The organism is Chryseobacterium lactis (assembly GCF_003815875.1).
GTDB classification, from domain to species: domain Bacteria; phylum Bacteroidota; class Bacteroidia; order Flavobacteriales; family Weeksellaceae; genus Chryseobacterium; species Chryseobacterium lactis.
The window spans coordinates 2,477,356-2,494,984 of record NZ_CP033924.1 but is presented as its reverse complement, the minus strand read 5'-3'; the positions used below and the strand labels follow the sequence as shown (position 1 = coordinate 2,494,984).

The window sequence follows — 17,629 nt, the reverse complement described above, 5'->3', positions numbered from 1 at the left end:
ATCAATATCTAATTAGATCCCTCTACCCTTTTTCCGGGACTTACTCGGGGACTGTGCCTCAGTATTTTCCAACCTTCTCAAACCGACCTCAGATAAGATCTTGCCCACAATTTCTTTAATCGGCACAGGCACAGAAACCGAGGAATCTTGCTGGAGGTCTTTTTTATTGGTCACTTCTGCTAACCAATCAATGTAACTTCTGGCATCATCCATATTAACAGGTTCCATTTTCCTGTAGCCTGCACTTTTAGAATCATCAAGTCCGATGTAAAATCCGTAATCGGGAAAATCAAGCTTATCATAAACGATGATAATGTTGTCCATTGATTTTTGGGAAACATTATTTTTATGACTGGCTATTATCCGGCCTTTGTATTCTTCGATCACATAATCGGGATCATCCTTTGCTATCATAGCTCCTTTTTTTTATTGTTACTGATTAGTGCCTTAAAAATTCAGTATCAGATAAAGTCTCCGATATCAAAATTGTCCAGGGCATTATTCTGGTTCTCTTTCGGAATGACATTATGCTTTTCCGATAACGACTTATCCAAAAGCCTGGCAATCTTCTGCGAAGCCCCATCGATGGACTGTTGCATCATTGCAAGAAACTCCGTTCCCTCCATTTTTTGGAGGATGTAACTTGTTTCTTTTTCCTGCGCTGCATCCAGATTGTCCTGCTTCAACAGGTCCCCAACTTTTGAAAGTTCATTTAAAGAAACTGCCTGCCCAAATCGGTCATCATCCACTGGAATATTATCGGTTTCGTCAAATTCCTCATTACTAAAACTGGAGGCATCTTCTTTTTCCCTGTCATTTCTGGTTGGATCTTCGTTGCCTTGATCCGTCTTATTTGTCAACATTTGTTCGATTAACTTTTTCCTATTGGCAAGCCACACGGGTGTTTTTTCCTTTTCAGGAATTGTGACCTTCCCTATGACATCCGGTTCGGCTATCTGCTCAACCTTTCGAAATATTTTCCGCTGTGGTTTTATGAACCTAACCTTATCGACCAGCAATAGTATAATCACGACAATTAGGCAGAACAATATTACGGTCTGTATTAAAGTTTCCATGATCTTAAAAAAGTGGCTTTGATTTGTCCTTGAACTCCCTGACGAGCATTTCTTCAAAAAGCGCAAAATGATGTCTTAATATATTATCCAATAGCGCATATAACGGGATTTTATCCTCACCGATCACACTGGCGATTCTGGATAATCTGGTATGATGCTCTCCACTGACATAGATGCTCTTATCGCCACGTTTTTCCATCAAAGTATCTGAGAGGAAAAGCGATTCATAACTCACATTTTCATAAGTTACCTGCTGATGAACTTTAACAGTAACTTCAACCTTCCTATTTTGCTTTTTCATCTTATAAAATGGGTTTAAATTTTTTATTGAAATAATCGGTAATCTCATCACCATATTCTCGAAAATGATTTTCCAGTATATTGTCTATGTAAGAATACAGCGTTATTTTGTCCTCACGTGTCAACTGCACTATGCGCAGAAGCCGTTCGTGATATTCCGATCGGATATAAACAACCTTCCCACTCCTCCCGGTCGGAAAACGGTTGACAAGAAACAATTCTTCGTAATCCATTTTTTTAACGGATCTTGGTCTGGACTTCTCAACTTTAGGCGTGGGAATTGACTCTTTATCGGTGCTTTCCTCCGGATTTGCCTCGGGGAAAGGCTCATCGCCACTCATAATATTCATCAGGTACTCCTCATCTATGATGGGTTTCTGAAATTCTTTACGATCTTTCTTTATTGCCATCTCAGATATGAATTATTTTTAAAAATTCTTTAACAAATTCATCTACGCGCGTAGCTTTCAAAATCTGTAAGTCGGCAGGTAGAAGCGTGGACTTGAAAACATAGCTCCCTGTGTCGTCCATTTCTTTCCGAAACCGCTTACTGTCCATGATCCTTGTTGCCATACTCTTCAGTGATAATCCCTCTATTACAGTTTGATAAGAATTATAAAGATTTGTCTTTTCCCTACCATCAACCAGATTCCAGAATAGGAACAGTGATTGCTCAAGTGCATTTTTGTTCTGTGCGGGAAGTTTCAGGAAAACCTCACTGAATGCCAATGTACTCTCAACGACAAGTCGGTCTGCGGTAATTGGCGAAAAAATGTAGTTCATGCCCTTTAAAGCACCGATAACGCCCTGCGTATTGGCAGTTCCAGGGAGATCGAAAAAAATAATATCCGGCTGAACGGAGCTGCTTTCACAGTAGTCAAAGGCTTTTTCAAGTGCGTTCTCCGCCTTACACTTAATGATCGGATAGGCTTTCTTATTGATCGTATGGAATTGTTTTACGGCCAACCGCTTATGAAAATCACTTTCCATAATGGTACGCTTATCTCTTTCGCGCATACCGAGAAGGCTGTGCTGCGGAAAATCGCAATCCAGTACCACGATATTATATCCAAGACGATAATGCAAAACGCTCGCAAGAAGAATCGTCATTGTCGATTTACCAACTCCGCCCTTTTGCGCATAAATGCTTACCTTTAAGGCTTCTTTCTTTTTTTCCATATTATATTATTTTATAGCTTCTTAATTTTAAAGTTGTATCAAAGAGCAAATACCTAAGTTTACAAATGCATCGTAAAATATGTGTATAGTCAGTATTACTGGTTTAAAAAAGACCTTTCATAAAGGCTCATATCTTACTTGTACATTATATGTCCTTCTTAAAATATAGTAGGCTGGTAAAGAAAGTTCCTCTATTAATGACCTCATATTTTACCAGTTTTATGCTTTTACGCTTTTATAGTTTTATGCTTTTATAGTTTTACAGTTTTAAAACCTAATACTTTTATGCTTTTACAATTACTTCCTTTGTAAAAGGGTAAATTGACCATAGTTCTTACCCAAATGCTATATGCAAAAGAAGGCAAGTGTATAGGCTGTAAAGCACAAGCTTTACAATCTTTCCTCTTTTTACCTATTGATTCCGAATGTTATTCGGAATTTTTACTTTATAGTATTCTTTCTCATATCTCTTCCCAAGAAGAGAGCAAGTTGTGTTTTGAGTGCCTCAAAACTCGTTTTGTGCCCCAAAACTACTTGCTCTGCCGAGGGCATGGTAATCCTCCGAAGTCGGATTTACCTTTTATGATGTCGTTGGTATCTTGTGTGAATCAGTAGGAAAAAATAGGTTTTTAATGGCTCGTAAGCTTGAATGTTCATCGCTTTCCATTAGGTTTTGAAAAAAAGATATGACAGCAAATCGGAAAGGTGGTCGAAAACCCAAAATCGACAAGGCAACCCATCGCTATGTTTTTCGCCTCACGGATACTGAAAACGCAAGGTTTTTATCATTGTTGGATCAATCAGGACTAGACAATAAAGCTAAATTTATTGTATCACTATTGTTTGAAAGGAAGATAAATTCGGTGATTATAGATAAAGGGGCTATGGATTACTGCACAAAATTAACGCAGTTTTTCGCTCAGTTCCGGGCAATTGGTGTAAATTATAATCAAGTAGTGAAGATCCTGCACACAAACTTTGGGGATAAAAAAACAGTCTTTTATTTAGGAAAACTTGAAGGACTAACCATAGAACTGGCAAAAATTTGTAGGGAAGTTCTAATCCTGAGCAAAAATCGTGAAGCGGAACATCTTATTAAAAAACAACATTTATGATTGCCAAAATAGGACGGGGTTCAAAAATTTATGGCGCGTTACTGTATAATCATAACAAAGTTATACAGGATAAGGGTCAGATTTTGCACATGAACAATATGCTGGAAACACCAGATGGTAATTATACCACCGGACAATTACTGGCTTCATTCATGCCCAATCTCGCCTCTAATAAGAAAACAGAAAAAACCGTCATCCACATTTCGCTCAATCCTGATCCGGGTGACATTGTCTCGGACGAGGACTTCATCAGAATTGCAAATGAATATATGACAAAAATGGGCTACGGTAATCAGCCATATGTGGTTTTTAAGCATAACGACATCGATAGAACGCATATCCATATTGTTTCAACAACAATAGATGAAAATGGCAAAAAAATATCCGATGTTTTTGAGAAGAAAAGATCGATGGAAATCTGTCGGAAGATCGAAAAAGATTATAATTTAACTCCTGCAGATCAAAAGATTAATTTCGATGAGAGTTTTAAATTTACCCCAGTCAATTACAATAATGGAAATATTAAAAGTCAGATTGCGTCGGTTGTTCGCTATCTTCCTAATTATTACAATTTCCAGAACCTCGGAAGCTACAATGCGCTTTTATCACTTTTCAATATTATCGCCGAACATATCAAAAAAGATATTAACGGTGAGCTAAAAGAAGGATTAGCATATTTCGCCCTGGATGTTAATGGCAATAAAGTGGGTAATCCATTTAAAGCATCCCTATTTGGGAAACAGTCAGGGCTTGCAGCCCTTCGATCCCATTTTGAGAAAAGCAAACAAATATCAGACGATATTAAAGTAAAAACCCGTACTATTATTTCACAAGCGTTAAATCTAACCTCAAATGAAAAGGAGTTTAAAGATTACTTAATAGAACAAGGAATCAATATCGTGATCAGAAGAAATGATCAGGGCAGAGTATATGGAATTACCTTCGTAGATCACAACACCGGACATGTTTTCAATGGCTCTCACCTGGGCAAACAGTTCTCCGCAAATATATTTCATGAACTCTTTTCAAAAAAAGAGGTAAATGAAAATCTGAAAATTGAAGATATTCTACCTAAAAATCCGGGGGTAAGTCTAAGAACATCTTTAAAAGATGATCTGCATCCAATATTTGATTTTATGATAAAAACAAGCGGTATAATTAGTGACTGGGGACTATTGGATTCTATTCTGCTCGGTGGCATGTCTGAAGATCCGGAGGAACAATTATTTGAGTTCAACATGAAGAAAAGGAAGAAAAAGAGGGGTCAGAACAAAAGCTAAAGTGAGAAAAACTTACAAATAATCCAATTATTTGCCACCGCAGAAAGCCAAATAATATTACTTGCGTTTAATGTGTACTATAGAAGAAAACATCAAAAATTCAAGTCAATTAAATTAGAAAAGCACCGAAATGGATTCGGTGCTTTCGCTTTATTTTGACAAATACTTCCTATAGGGACAGGAATACTCTAATTTAAGAATTAATTTCAGCTTTTAATATGGTCTGGCGATAAAAAAGGCTAATCTCCCGACTAGCCCCAACAATATGTTCAAGTAATTATGATATTTTGAAAATAATAAATAATCTGTTTAAAACAAACTATGATGGAACAAAATTACTTAGTGATTCCGGATACCTCTCCCCTTGCATAGCGCCTACTTCGAACGTCTTTTCCAATAGATTGATTTCCTCCTTAGTAAATGCTATTGAGGCCGCTTCCAAATTCTCCGCAATTCGGCCCGGTTTCCCCATTCCAACAATAGGGATAATGTCGTCGCCCTGGTTAAGTAACCATGCAAGGGCTACCTGGCTTGCAGAATAACCCTTTTCAGACGCAAGTTTTTTAAGGATATCGACCTTTTGGAGGTTTGACGGCAAATTTTCAGAATTAAACCGAGGTAGTGAACTGCGATAATCATCTTTGGACAATTTACCATTTACAGTACCTGTCAACAGGCCATAATAAAAAACAGAGTATGGCATGATAGTGACGCCTAGCTCCCTTGCTGCAGGTAGAATTTCTTTTTCGATAAATCTTGTCGCCAACGAGTATTCAATCTCTAAAGCAGAAACAGGATGAATTTTATTTGCACGTTTTAACTGTTCCGCACTAACCTCTGACATTCCAAGGTATTTAACTTTGCCTTCTTTAATAAGATCGGCGATGGCGCCGACCGTATCTTCAAGGGGAACCGCCGGATCTACTCTTGCTGGTTGATATAGATCAATTTCATCAACCCCCAATCTGGTCAAGGAGTAATTACAGAAATTTTTTATTGAGGCCGGGCTACAGTCCATTCCTAGAAATGCTCCCGAAGGTGATCGCCGCATGCCGGTTTTTACACTAAGAAATACCTTATTCCTATTTCCCCTTATGGCTTCCCCTATCTGCATTTCATTCAGCCCCATACCGTAAAAGTCCGCTGTATTCAGAAAGTTTATTCCGGCATCAACTGCTGCAGTGATGGTTTCAATGGTCAGTAAGCTCTGATCAGATCTGATATTTCGGTCAGCTAACATCGTCCGTGTACCAAGTCCAATAGCCGAAACTTTCGGGCCATTTCTACCTAATGATCTTTGTTCAATCATATGATTAATTTTATTCCTGAATTTACTAAAAGTGATCTGTAACAGGATAGTAATGTTAAAAAAAAATAAAATAAAAGCCAATAACTGCGCTTATGATTCTGTAAATTTATATCATTACGAAGGGGGTAAAATGAAAGAGCGAAAAAGTCGTACATTCATTATGGGCGATCTGCATGGGGCTTATCCAGCTCTAATACAATGTTTAAATCGATCAGGATTTGACTACCAAAAGGATACTTTAATTCAGGTCGGTGATGTAGCGGATGGCCATAATGAAGTTTACGAGTGTGTCGAAGAACTTTTAAAGATTAAAAATTTAATTCCAATCAAAGGCAACCATGATGCCTGGTTTCACGAATTCATTCAAACTGATTTTCATCCTGTCGCATGGGCATATGGAGGTAAAGGGACAATCGAATCCTATTTAAAATACAAAAAAGAAGGCCCCAAGGTCTGTTTTCCCAAAGGATCGGGATATAAAACTTCATTAAACTCCACGGATATTCCGGCACATCATCGGCAGTTTTTTCAAAATCAAAAACTCTTCCATATTTTAGAAACGGATATTTGTTTTGTTCATGGTGGCTTTGACCGATATGTGGATTTTTTTATGCAGACTGAAAAAAACTACTGTTGGGACCGCCAACTATGGACGGAAGCTCTTAGCAACAAAAATGAAGGAAACCCTGCTGATAATTTTGAAATGGTTACTCAGTTTAAAAGTATTTATGTAGGTCATACCTCAACTTTACACTGGAGCACCGACCAACCTATGAGTGCTTTAAATATTACCAACATAGATACTGGAGCTGGATCAAATGGAAAATTAACCATTATGGATATTGATACCAAAGAAATTTGGCAGTCCGACCGCTTGGACACATTTTATGAAAATTATCATAATGTTTCACATACCCAACATTGATTATGCGAATAAACGATACCGTAACGAAATCGCACGCCAGATATCATTCGCGAGTTCGCGGTCATTTCCATGGTCAAATCCCCATTTCCCTTCTTCTTTAATCATTTTTTGAACCACACCATCTAAAAGAATGCTGATGTCCTTAAGATCTTTTTTAAGATCCTTTTTTAAAAGAATTACCTCATAGTCCTTTAACTTATAAGTTACTCTAAATTTTTGTTTATCAAAATACTCTTCGTATTTCCCAATTGTATCTTGCATAGAAAAAATAGCTACGTATGAAATTCTAACTAAGTATATGAATTTTATATCAAAATATAAACACTTTAATTTGCTTCTGAATCCGAAAAATCAATTTTAAAAAAATGGTGTGTCGAAATTTTAAGTGCAACTGCAATATTATCACATCGCATATACCTAAAAAAAGAATTTAGAGACTTATGACCAGTTATCTTCATTAAGTCAAATGGACTTATTCCCGAAAGGTAACCATTGGTCGCAAAAGTTCGTCTTGCTGTATGGCTACTTGTTAACGATGAAAGTTTTACAATTTTTTCAGTTGGCACACCTCCTTGGGTCCTAAAAAAGGCAACTTCCCTTTCAACGACAGACTTTTCCACTATTTTTTTTAGCGTCGTATTATAGTGTGATTCCGAAAACCCATTTTGCAATGAATTGCCATACTTTTTAAAAATATGCATCACCATTGTTGAAGCAGGAATGATAACAGATGTTCTTTTTTTTCCTGTTAAAATTTCAAAGAAAACACGACCATCCATTGTACGTTGTCTTGCCTCGATATTTTTTAGAAATTTGAACATGTCACCAACACGAAGACCTAAAAAACATTGACAAATAAATATATCAAGTACTTTCCGCTGTCCAGGTGGAAGTGATAAGTCATATAATGACTTTAATTCCTCTATACTTAAAGCAATCGCAGTTGTAATTTCCATTGGATGTTTGCCAGGTTCTCCGCAGTAGTTAATCAGTTTCTCACCACAGAATCTTTTGATCCAAAATCTAAGCCCATCAAGTCTGCCAGAAATCGTATTTTTTGCCAGATCTTTGTCAAGTAGAAATTGATGAAAGTCTCCAACCAGTCCTTTATTTACATCCTCCATTCTAAGTTGTCCCCGCGTTGCAGTTACAAAACTCCGAACAGCACGAATGTTACTGCGCATACTCCGAATAGTAAGAGTGCTGTATAGATCACCATCTTTCTTTTTTACTATTCCCAATTCCATATCATCCATCACTTTCTCACAGCGATCAATAAAACATCCCATTACCTTAATTTATTAATTGTAGGGGCTAAAAGCCCAAACGCATATTAATCATTAAAGCCTCCAAATATATCGCAATACCATAAAATATGCAAAGCATAACATCTGATTTTAATCATCTATTAATCAATTAACTAATTACAGCAATTGGGACAATAAGGGTAATTACAGGTCACTTTATACTACAGTTAAAAATCATCTGCCACATACTTATATCTATGCCGAAAACAGTCGATTATGCAAGAAGACGATTTAAGAGGATTGGCCAAAATTATGGCCTTTATGCGTGCAGTAAGTATCCTATTGGTACTTATGAATTTTTATTGGTTTTGCTATTCCTTCTTTCACGAACAAGGATGGACGCTTGAAGTTTTAGAAAGAATACTAAAAAATTTTCAGAGGACCTCCGGCCTTTTCTCTAATTCTCTATACAGCAAACTATTTGCCCTGGTTCTATTGGCTCTGAGCTGTTTGGGCACAAAAGGGGTAAAAAACGAAAAAATAAAATGGAAAAATATCAATATCTGCCTAATTGTAGGTTCCATCCTATACCTTTTAAATTTCCCTATTCTCCAAATTTCCTCTTCACTCTACATGCTCACAACATCTTCGGGTTTTATCCTATTGATGGTTGCCGGATTGTGGATGAGCAGGCTTTTGAGAAACAGGCTGATGGATGATCCATTCAATAATGAAAACGAAAGTTTCATGCAGGAAACGCGTCTAATCGAGAATGAATTTTCTGTAAACCTGCCAACCAAATTCTACTTTAGAGGTAAATGGAATGACGGTTATATTTCTGTGGTCAACGTTTTTAGGGCAACAATCGTTCTTGGCACGCCCGGAAGTGGGAAAAGCTTTGCAATTGTAAATAACTATATAAAACAGCATATCGAGAAAGGATTCTCCATGTACATTTATGATTTCAAATTTGATGATCTCTCTATCATAGCTTATAACCATCTACTAAAACATAGTGACAAATATAAAGTTAAACCAAAATTCTATGTGATAAATTTCGACGATCCCCGCAAAAGTCATCGTTGTAATCCATTAAGTCCAAAATTTATGACAGATATATCTGATGCCTATGAAGCGTCATATACTATTATGCTAAATCTAAATAAAACATGGATTCAAAAGCAAGGTGACTTCTTTGTCGAATCTCCGATTATTTTACTGGCTGCCATCATCTGGTTCCTTAAAATATATGAAAATGGTAAATTTTGTACATTCCCGCATGCTATAGAACTTTTGAATAAAAAATATGCAGATATATTCACAATTCTTACAAGCTATTCACAATTGGAAAATTATCTGAGTCCCTTTCTCGATGCATGGGAGGGTGGCGCACAAGATCAGCTCCAAGGTCAGATTGCCTCGGCAAAAATTCCTTTATCCCGTATGATTTCTCCTCAACTTTATTGGGTAATGACAGGTGATGATTTCTCATTGGATATAAATAATCCAGACGAACCCAAAATCCTTTGTGTAGGCAATAATCCTGATCGTCAGAACATATATTCTGCAGCATTAGGATTATATAATTCAAGGATAGTGAAGATGATCAATAAAAAAGGAAAATTAAAAAGCTCAGTAATCATAGATGAACTTCCTACCATTTACTTCCGTGGTCTTGACAATCTCATTGCAACCGCGAGAAGCAATAAAGTAGCAGTATGTCTCGGATTTCAGGATTTTTCTCAGCTGATCAGGGATTATGGCGATAAGGAGGCCAAAGTAATACAGAATACTGTTGGTAATATTTTTTCAGGTCAGGTCGTTGGTGAAACTGCCAAAGCATTATCAGAACGTTTTGGGAAAATTGTACAAAAACGGCAGTCCATCAGTATTAATAGAAATGACACCAGTTCTTCTATATCAACGCAACTTGACAGCTTAATTCCTGCCTCAAAAATTTCAACGCTTTCCCAAGGCATGTTTGTCGGAGCAGTAGCCGATAATTTTGGTGAGAAAATAGAACAAAAAATATTTCATGGGCAGATTGTAGTCGATACCGAAAAAGTAGCTGCAGAAACTAAAAATTATAAACCTATTCCACAGATCCGTTCTTTTATTGCAGAAGGTAAAGATAACATGGACGAAATAATTGACCAGAATTACCGTCAGATAAAACTTGATGTTTCAATTATCATTGCGAACGAACTATCAAGAATTGCAGAAGATCCTGAATTAGCCCACTTAATTCGTTAGGAGTTATTTCAAAATATTATACATCACCTTTCAAGTGTTACTAAAATTGAATTAAAGATGAAAACACCAATAATTAATCAGCCAGACACACACACCTTATATCACGGTACCAACGCCGATTTTAATCAATTTTCCTTAGCTTATCTAGGTGAAAATACCCAAAGGGATAATTGCTTCCGGGGTATCCACTTTACAACAGATATTGGTATGGCTCAACTTTTCGGTGAAAAGGTTTTAGAATGTCAAGTTGTCTTAAAAAAAGCGCTGAACTTAGACGATGTATTTAATTCCGCCGATCAAGCTCCTGACATTGTCAAAATCATATTTGAAGAAAATATCTCCGATCCGAAGGAAGCTTTGGAATTCATAGACGAAAGTATTGGATTGGGAGAATATATGGAATTCATGGAATCGTTTAACTCGGAAGACACCCTAAATTTGTTTAAAGAACATGGTTATGACCACATTATTGCTGGATTCGCTAGGGATAAAGTTGAATATTGTGTTTTTGACCCAACTAACATTAACATTTTTAACAAAAATATTATTCCTAATTTTCCACCAAGTGCATACCTTTCTGTCTTACCAGCAAATTCCCGCCAAATCGAAAATATTATCAAAGCATTAAATTCTAATGATCAAAGAGACCTAAATGTACTTTACAAGCAATTACAAAAGAATATCAATAGTATCCCCGACAAAATTGATGGCTACGAAATAGATAATCTCAAAAAACTTCATATTCTTGCTACAAAAGATCATACATCGGGATGTCTCTCTTATTCTATCAGTAAGGGGAAACTATATAGAGAGCTGCCAGATACTTTAGATGGAAAATCTCCAGTACTTAAAGTGTCTGCAGATAAACCCAAAAACCAAGTTATGAGAATCTCACGCTAAGCATAATGGCCCATTGTGAGATCTCATAAATGCGATGAAATCATTACCTAAATCTCAAAATTATAACTTAAAACCAGTTTTTATATTTTCGTTGGAAGCCCTTATTTTAATTTGATCATCTGATTCCTCAACCTCCTTATCATTGTTGTTTTCCAGAGAAGTCTGAATACGTCGCTCCACACTTGCAAGCTCCGTTTTCAGTGATGAAAGCTGTTTTTCCTTATTCCAGTTACCATTCACAATATCATTAAGTACAAGCTGATCGTCCTTTAGTGCCTTAATCTTTTTATCCTCTTCCTCGATAAGTCCCGGAAGTTTTTGCAGGGCACTGATGAAATTTAAGCTTGCTCGCTCAGGGTCACTTGCCATGATACCATTGTTGTGCGTGTATTTGATATTACCTTCGCCACAGATAAAAAACCTGTTATCTCTTTCCATAGGACCGGAACTGTCTTTTTGAGTCATTTCTGTCTTAACCAGCAGCCTAAATCCATATAATGATCCTATTTCCTCATAATCACCTCCTGTCCTGGATACAGCTGAAAGTTTGCTGAGTTTACCACCTATTTCCTTGACACCAGCATCTTTGGAGATACCATCCAAAAGTATCGGATTTAAAATATCGCCGTCTTTAGACCTTTGCAAACGCTGTTGAAAATTATCCAAGTCTACGCTTAACCTTTGCAGTCGTGAAGTTCTCGTTTCTAGTTCTTCTACCAAGCTCTCAAGTTTCGAGGAAGAACTCCATTTTGACCTTAAAAAAGCATGTTTTTCGCTTTCCAGAACAGATATTTTCTTTTCAACTTTCGCTTTTTCCAACAGATCAGTATTTCCAGATAGTAAAGCCACGTATTCCGAAAAATTCATACCTGAAACTTCATCCATCCCTCCTTCGTCCAGTGTTCTCACCGCTATTGTATTACTTTTCAATTGGCCAATAAAACGTTGTTTATTCGCCAATGTATTAAACTTATAAGCATCGAGAGATTTTTCAACAGCATAAATAAATACATCAACCTTATTGCCTGCAAAAAATTTAGCTATTTCATTGCCTTTGCGTACGGCACGGCCATCTCTTTGCTCAAGATCTGATGGTCGCCACGGAATATCTAAATGATGTACAGCAACTGCCCTTTTTTGGGCATTTACTCCTGTACCAAGCATTTCTGTTGATCCAAAAAGAACCCTGATCTTACCTTCATTAGTGGCTCTTATCAACTCCTTACGTTGATCCTCGGTTTTTGCTTCCTGAATGAAGCGGATCTGATCAGCAGGTATACCATGATCATTGATAAGTTTTCTCTTGATCTCACTATATATATTCCACTCTCCCGGCTTAAAAGTTCCAAGGTCTGAAAAAACAAATTGCGTCCCCTTTTGAGCGTTGTAATCTTTATAATATTTCGCAATATTATTGGCGCAGACTGATGCTTTGTTTCCGGGGTCATCACCATATTTTGGTGATATAAGCCGCATATCCAGTGACATTTTTCTTGCGTAATCCGTTGCAATAAGCATCTTGGCTTTTTGCTCGGTCGGTGACAAAGGTGCACGTCCCAATAATTCAGCATTCCCGGTCTTTGCAAATTCCATCAATTTTTTGATAAAAATTTCCTGTTCGACAGTTGGAGGAATATGGTACAGGACCTCATTTTTTACAGGTCGGTCTATACCAATGTCCGCTGCCGTACGATAATCTGTAATTTCAGTATAGAACTGTGATAATTCAGGCACTTTAATAAAATGCCTGAACCTCTCCTTCTGAACGATGTTATTTGCGACCGAGAATTCATAGTCTATGGATTTACGGGCATAGATCGCTGCCCATGCATCAAAGCAATTTATCCCCTGTCTTTCTAGCGCTTTGGGCCTTAAAAACTTAAAAAGGCAATATAACTCAGTAAGTGAATTTGAAATTGTGGTCCCAGAAAGGAATGTGGCTCCTAAATCTTTTCCGGTTCTTTCCTGAATAGTTCTAATCGCAAAAAGAAGATTGAGCGCCTTTTGGCTTCCCTGAACATTTCCCAGTCCTGCTACACGTTCATGTCTGGTATTGAACATGAGATTCTTGAATTTATGACTTTCATCGACAAATATGTGATCGATCCCCATCATTTTAAAATCCACAACATCATCTTTACGATTTTCAATATCGTGTTCCAGGGTTTTCAACTTTACATTCAGGTTTTTCTTCCTAATCTCAACACCCTTTAGCATTGCTCCGGAGATATCTTTTCCCTGATTGCGCAAAGCTTCGAGATTCTGTTCCACAGAATGAAGCTCCGCCTGCAAAATCTCCTGCTGTAACTCAGGTGACTGCGGAATCATTCCAAACTGATCATGGGTGAGAATGATACAGTCCCAATCATTATTTTTAATATCTCCAAAGATCTTTAGTCTCTTCTGCGGAGTAAAATCCTTTTTTCCGGGATATAAGATTTTTGCAAATGGATATGCTTTTTGATAAGTTTCGGCTATTTCATGCACATTGGCTTTCAGTGCAATGATCATGGGCTTGTGAACTAGCCCCAGCCTTTTCATTTCTTGTGCACCACCGACCATAATGAGTGTCTTTCCTGCTCCCACCTCGTGATCGCAAATACCACCATTATTGCTTTTGAGCATGTAGATCGCATCTTTTTGGCTGTCATATAGATCTTCGATATTTAGAGCCCTACGGTCAAGTCCGGGAAAAGTCTGATGGCTACCATCATAATGCGGCCGAACGTGGCAGTTAAAAAGATCATTATATCTTTCCGTGAGCTCATTTTTAAAATCATCACTCTGCTGATATAGCCAGTCAGTAAATTCATTCCGTATCTCGTCAATTTTCCCATTTGCCATTTGGATCGCATCCATATCTTTCACCTTGACAGCAGTTCCGTCTGCCAGATATTCGGTTTTGGTGATGTCCGGAGTTGTATTGACCAAGGCATGACGTAGCAGGTTCAGACCATCAAATGTTCTGCTTTCCGATTTTATCGCATATTTGTCAGTAATTTTAATATTGCTCGCTTTCGCATTCACAGAGAAATCGTCACTGCTTTCTGAATAGTAAATTGTGATATTAGTATCAAAAAGATGAGTTGCAAAACGGTTGTAAATATCACATCCGATCCACCGCTCTCCTAGGTTAAAATCCAATTCCTCAAATTTTATAGGCTCCGGTATTGCCTTTTCAAGTGCTTCAAGACTTTGCTGGGCATCTCTGTCTTCCGGATGTGCGGCAATGTAGTCACCAACCTGCCGGGCTTTTAAAATAACATTTCCCGACAGGAATTTTTGGGATACCTCCATATTGCCTGTGATTGGATTATAGAAGATCTGACCTTGCAAACCTTGGCGCAGTTCAATCTCGGATAGGCCACTGATTTGCTCCATAAAATCAAGATCAACAGAACCAGATTGGTTAAGCGATGCAGATAATGCTTCCGAAGCAGTGCTTACTGTAATTTTTGCAGTTGAGAAGCTTACAGGGCGCTCAAAAATATCCGATTTATGGATGACACCACCTATGACCCTTTCAAGAAATGGCACTTCATTTCCAGAGGCATCCATCTTGATAAATTTTATATTGTCAGCTGCATTTAGATTTCCAAAGCGATCGGTAAATTGGTCATACGTGAGATTCAGCAGGTCTCTGTTTTCCTTATCTTCCTGCTCATTTCTGGCTTCAAAATCATATAGTAAGTGGTAGGTGTCCCTTATTTTGATATAGTTTTGAATGCGCTCATTGTCCTTAATTGATAATTCAATCGGCTGAAACATAAACGTTCCGTCACGTCGGTTTAATTTCAGTTTCCCAATCCGCTTATCAACGGCAACAAACGTATTCTCTCGATAAAATGCCTTACTTTCCCCTTTGAAGATCTTTGGATTATTTTTTGCCGCAGGACCGTCAGGTAACTCATGGAACAATGAAGGAAATTCGGACTTTTTCTTTGAACCTCTTGAGGAACGCTTTTGTATACTGCTGGTAATATCCTTTTGATCTGAATTAGCATTCAGCTTAGGCTTTTGATCCAGGTTGCCAACTTCATCAAAATCAAAAAAGGAAAGTTGTTTTGACTGTTTGATCTTGTTTTGTGATGTACTTTTTCCCCTTTTCTTTGTCCTTTTAACCGATAGGTCACTGATTACCTGCTCGGAAAAGAGGCTAAGTTGTGTGGCGTTTTGATGACTTACGATAGGTACTATTTCTTTCTCCGAAATATTGATAATCGGTTCTGATGAAACTTTGTTATCAATCGCTTTTACTTTAAACTCGTCAAACAACGCAGGGTTGAAATACTGCTGTAAATCCTCTGATAACCTCCGAAGAAGATCTTCTGAAATTCTTTCAATTCCACCATCATGAATATGAACTGTTGTAGGTTTACCATATTGATCGGTGTCCCGAAAAGATCGCGTTGCGATGATATTGTTGGGATTATTAAGAAGTAGATTACAATTGTTAATAGTTTTCTTAAAATCAAGCGCACGATAAGATAAAGTACGGGGCCGTGTGTTCTTTTGTAAAACGATAAGATCAGTTCCTACAGATGTGCCACTTTCTTCGAATAGATTATTGGGTAAACGTAGTGCAGAAATTAACTGATGCTCTTGCATCAGCGCGTCACGGATGAATTGATTAGAGGGACTATTTAGGACGCCCTGAGAAGTAATAAAGGCAAGAATTCCGCCTTCTTTCAGGTGATCGGTGGCTTTTAAAAAAAAATAATTATGGATGCTCTGTGCAGCCAATTTTCTTGCCTTGTCTTTTCCTCTTGAATAGCTTAGATCAAAAATTGAAGTAGTCCCAAACGGAATGTTTCCTATAATAAGATCGTATCCGGAATCTTCTTCTTCAATGTTTTCAAAGCTGTCGATATGGATTTCCTTATTGGCATAAAGATTTTTTAGTATTTTCCCTGTTAGTAAATCCTGTTCATAAGCACATACACGTATTTTTCCAAGATCTTTAAAAGGTTCTATAAATACACCTACTCCCGCAGAAGGTTCAAGCATACTACCAATCTCCATTCCTGTACCTTTAATAGCAGTTGCAATACTCTCTGCAATCTTTTTCGGTGTGTAAAATGCATCTAGGATAGATCCCTTGATTTTGGATACATATTGCAGATAACTTTTATCACTTTCCGAATTTTCCTTGATGAGTGCGAACAATTCCTGTGTCAGGGGAAAATAAGGTATATCGGAACTCTTCCAATGATTTATATCTTCTGGCTCTTCTACCGGATTCAAAATGAACTTTAATCCCCCAAATCCTGAATATTGCTTTAGTACGGAAATCTCATCTTTTGTTGCAGACCTTCTTTCTTTTTCAATATTGAAAACCGTTCGGATTGCGTCAATATTCTGCTGCAAATGACGTTTCTTATCGAATTCCATTTTGCTCGATCCAAATAGCAATGAAACCCGTTAACTCCGTATACAGCAGATCGTAATCGGTAGTATACGCAAAATCATCTGTCAGCTCATAATGGCCAAATATCTCCGCACAGTTCGGAATGATCTTCAATGCAAAATCTCGAAAATCGAGTTCATCGAAAACATCAGAAAATTCGTAGGTCAGTACTTCAAACAGCGTGTCAAATCTGGAAAAATGCAATCCTTCATAAAGAATGTAATCGGCAATCTCATTGCATTTATTGATGTGATTACCTGAGCGAAAAGCACCATCATAGGCGTTTGCAGCCCATCGTGCCCGCTGCTCAATAAACTTTATGTCACCTGATCTCTCGGGAAAACTGGAATCAATATGATCTTGTAACTTGACCTGATAGTAGGAAGAGTCCTGATTATAATTTTTCATATCGCTATAACTTTTATAAATTTTATAGCGATAAACGTACTTATAGGCAGACTGGAAAGCTTGGTTAAAGCCTATACATTCCTAATCTTGCTTATTTTTTCCGCAGAAGTTTTAGAAAAAACAAAAGCCTCAGATCAATTTAGATCTAAGGCTGCACAATAAAATGGATTCCGAATTGAAATTACGTCATGTTCTCTATAACATGATTAACACAGGATACTAGCTTACGA

The 17,629-nt window shown here is 37.4% G+C and carries 15 protein-coding genes; 5 read left to right on the top strand and 10 right to left on the bottom strand.

Annotated features, from left to right (window positions below; all coding sequences use genetic code 11):
• Positions 1-12: 12 nt before the first annotated feature.
• From EG342_RS11050 to EG342_RS11030, 5 genes are all read right to left on the bottom strand, one after another.
• Entirely contained in the window at positions 13-414 is a 402-nt protein-coding gene (locus EG342_RS11050; RefSeq protein WP_103290918.1) for a hypothetical protein, read from the bottom strand.
• Positions 415-461: 47 nt separating this feature from the next.
• Entirely contained in the window at positions 462-863 is a 402-nt protein-coding gene (locus EG342_RS11045; RefSeq protein ID WP_123868078.1) for a hypothetical protein, read from the bottom strand.
• Between the two features lie 217 nt (positions 864-1,080).
• Positions 1,081-1,377 (bottom strand): DUF3408 domain-containing protein, encoded by a 297-nt coding sequence (locus tag EG342_RS11040; protein WP_246008770.1) that lies wholly within the window; start codon positions 1,375-1,377, stop codon positions 1,081-1,083.
• A gap of 1 nt (position 1,378) precedes the next feature.
• On the bottom strand, positions 1,379-1,786 hold the full coding sequence (locus tag EG342_RS11035; protein ID WP_103290926.1) for a DUF3408 domain-containing protein: 408 nt from the start codon (positions 1,784-1,786) through the stop codon (positions 1,379-1,381).
• A gap of 1 nt (position 1,787) precedes the next feature.
• Complete coding sequence (locus EG342_RS11030; protein ID WP_103290928.1) at positions 1,788-2,555, bottom strand: nucleotide-binding protein; 768 nt, start codon at positions 2,553-2,555, stop codon at positions 1,788-1,790.
• A 686-nt stretch (positions 2,556-3,241) separates the two neighbouring features.
• Here EG342_RS11030 and mobA point away from each other — a divergent pair.
• Both mobA and mobB read left to right on the top strand, forming a co-directional pair.
• Positions 3,242-3,670, top strand: a complete 429-nt coding sequence (gene mobA, locus EG342_RS11025) for a conjugal transfer protein MobA (RefSeq protein ID WP_103290930.1) — start codon at positions 3,242-3,244, stop codon at positions 3,668-3,670.
• Positions 3,667-4,950, top strand: coding sequence for a conjugal transfer protein MobB (gene mobB / locus EG342_RS11020; protein WP_103290933.1), 1,284 nt, complete (start codon positions 3,667-3,669; stop codon positions 4,948-4,950). Before mobA ends, mobB begins: the two co-directional genes overlap by 4 nt.
• A gap of 319 nt (positions 4,951-5,269) precedes the next feature.
• Here the strand turns inward: mobB and EG342_RS11015 are convergent, their stop codons facing one another.
• Complete coding sequence (locus EG342_RS11015; RefSeq protein ID WP_213083883.1) at positions 5,270-6,259, bottom strand: aldo/keto reductase; 990 nt, start codon at positions 6,257-6,259, stop codon at positions 5,270-5,272.
• 52 nt (positions 6,260-6,311) lie between these two features.
• Here EG342_RS11015 and EG342_RS11010 point away from each other — a divergent pair, with 52 nt between their 5' ends.
• The gene (locus EG342_RS11010; protein WP_246008769.1) at positions 6,312-7,184 is read left to right on the top strand and encodes a metallophosphoesterase; all 873 of its coding nucleotides are present in this window, start codon (positions 6,312-6,314) and stop codon (positions 7,182-7,184) included.
• On the opposite strand, the gene EG342_RS11005 is transcribed toward EG342_RS11010, so the two are convergent.
• Positions 7,185-7,445: a hypothetical protein gene (locus tag EG342_RS11005; RefSeq protein WP_103290935.1), complete on the bottom strand. Its 261-nt coding sequence runs from the start codon at positions 7,443-7,445 to the stop codon at positions 7,185-7,187.
• Between the two features lie 65 nt (positions 7,446-7,510).
• A complete protein-coding gene (locus EG342_RS11000; protein WP_103290937.1) occupies positions 7,511-8,473 on the bottom strand; it encodes a phage integrase SAM-like domain-containing protein in 963 nt (320 codons plus the stop codon).
• A gap of 231 nt (positions 8,474-8,704) precedes the next feature.
• Between EG342_RS11000 and mobC the strand changes: the two genes are divergently transcribed.
• Positions 8,705-10,684, top strand: a complete 1,980-nt coding sequence (mobC, locus tag EG342_RS10995) for a conjugal transfer protein MobC (protein WP_103290939.1) — start codon at positions 8,705-8,707, stop codon at positions 10,682-10,684.
• A 57-nt stretch (positions 10,685-10,741) separates the two neighbouring features.
• On the top strand, positions 10,742-11,584 hold the full coding sequence (locus EG342_RS10990; RefSeq protein ID WP_103290942.1) for an ADP-ribosyltransferase-containing protein: 843 nt from the start codon (positions 10,742-10,744) through the stop codon (positions 11,582-11,584).
• A 60-nt stretch (positions 11,585-11,644) separates the two neighbouring features.
• Here the strand turns inward: EG342_RS10990 and EG342_RS10985 are convergent, their stop codons facing one another.
• On the bottom strand, positions 11,645-16,975 hold the full coding sequence (locus tag EG342_RS10985) for an N-6 DNA methylase (protein WP_103290944.1): 5,331 nt from the start codon (positions 16,973-16,975) through the stop codon (positions 11,645-11,647).
• Positions 16,962-17,399: a DUF1896 family protein gene (locus EG342_RS10980; protein ID WP_103290946.1), complete on the bottom strand. Its 438-nt coding sequence runs from the start codon at positions 17,397-17,399 to the stop codon at positions 16,962-16,964. Before EG342_RS10980 ends, EG342_RS10985 begins: the two co-directional genes overlap by 14 nt.
• Between the last annotated feature and the right edge of the window lie 230 nt (positions 17,400-17,629).

Bases quoted from the DNA above. Each gene is read 5' to 3' on its own strand.
- EG342_RS11015 (WP_213083883.1), bottom strand. From the start codon at position 6,259: ATGATTGAACAAAGATCATTAGGTAGAAATGGCCCGAAAGTTTCGGCT.
- EG342_RS11030 (WP_103290928.1), bottom strand. From the start codon at position 2,555: ATGGAAAAAAAGAAAGAAGCCTTAAAGGTAAGCATTTATGCGCAAAAG.
- EG342_RS11000 (WP_103290937.1), bottom strand. From the start codon at position 8,473: ATGGGATGTTTTATTGATCGCTGTGAGAAAGTGATGGATGATATGGAA.
- mobB (WP_103290933.1), top strand. From the start codon at position 3,667: ATGATTGCCAAAATAGGACGGGGTTCAAAAATTTATGGCGCGTTACTG.
- EG342_RS11050 (WP_103290918.1), bottom strand. From the start codon at position 414: ATGATAGCAAAGGATGATCCCGATTATGTGATCGAAGAATACAAAGGC.
- mobA (WP_103290930.1), top strand. From the start codon at position 3,242: ATGACAGCAAATCGGAAAGGTGGTCGAAAACCCAAAATCGACAAGGCA.
- EG342_RS11005 (WP_103290935.1), bottom strand. From the start codon at position 7,445: ATGCAAGATACAATTGGGAAATACGAAGAGTATTTTGATAAACAAAAA.
- EG342_RS10985 (WP_103290944.1), bottom strand. From the start codon at position 16,975: ATGGAATTCGATAAGAAACGTCATTTGCAGCAGAATATTGACGCAATC.
- EG342_RS11040 (WP_246008770.1), bottom strand. From the start codon at position 1,377: ATGAAAAAGCAAAATAGGAAGGTTGAAGTTACTGTTAAAGTTCATCAG.
- EG342_RS11010 (WP_246008769.1), top strand. From the start codon at position 6,312: ATGTTAAAAAAAAATAAAATAAAAGCCAATAACTGCGCTTATGATTCT.
- EG342_RS11035 (WP_103290926.1), bottom strand. From the start codon at position 1,786: ATGGCAATAAAGAAAGATCGTAAAGAATTTCAGAAACCCATCATAGAT.
- EG342_RS10990 (WP_103290942.1), top strand. From the start codon at position 10,742: ATGAAAACACCAATAATTAATCAGCCAGACACACACACCTTATATCAC.
- EG342_RS10980 (WP_103290946.1), bottom strand. From the start codon at position 17,399: ATGAAAAATTATAATCAGGACTCTTCCTACTATCAGGTCAAGTTACAA.
- EG342_RS11045 (WP_123868078.1), bottom strand. From the start codon at position 863: ATGTTGACAAATAAGACGGATCAAGGCAACGAAGATCCAACCAGAAAT.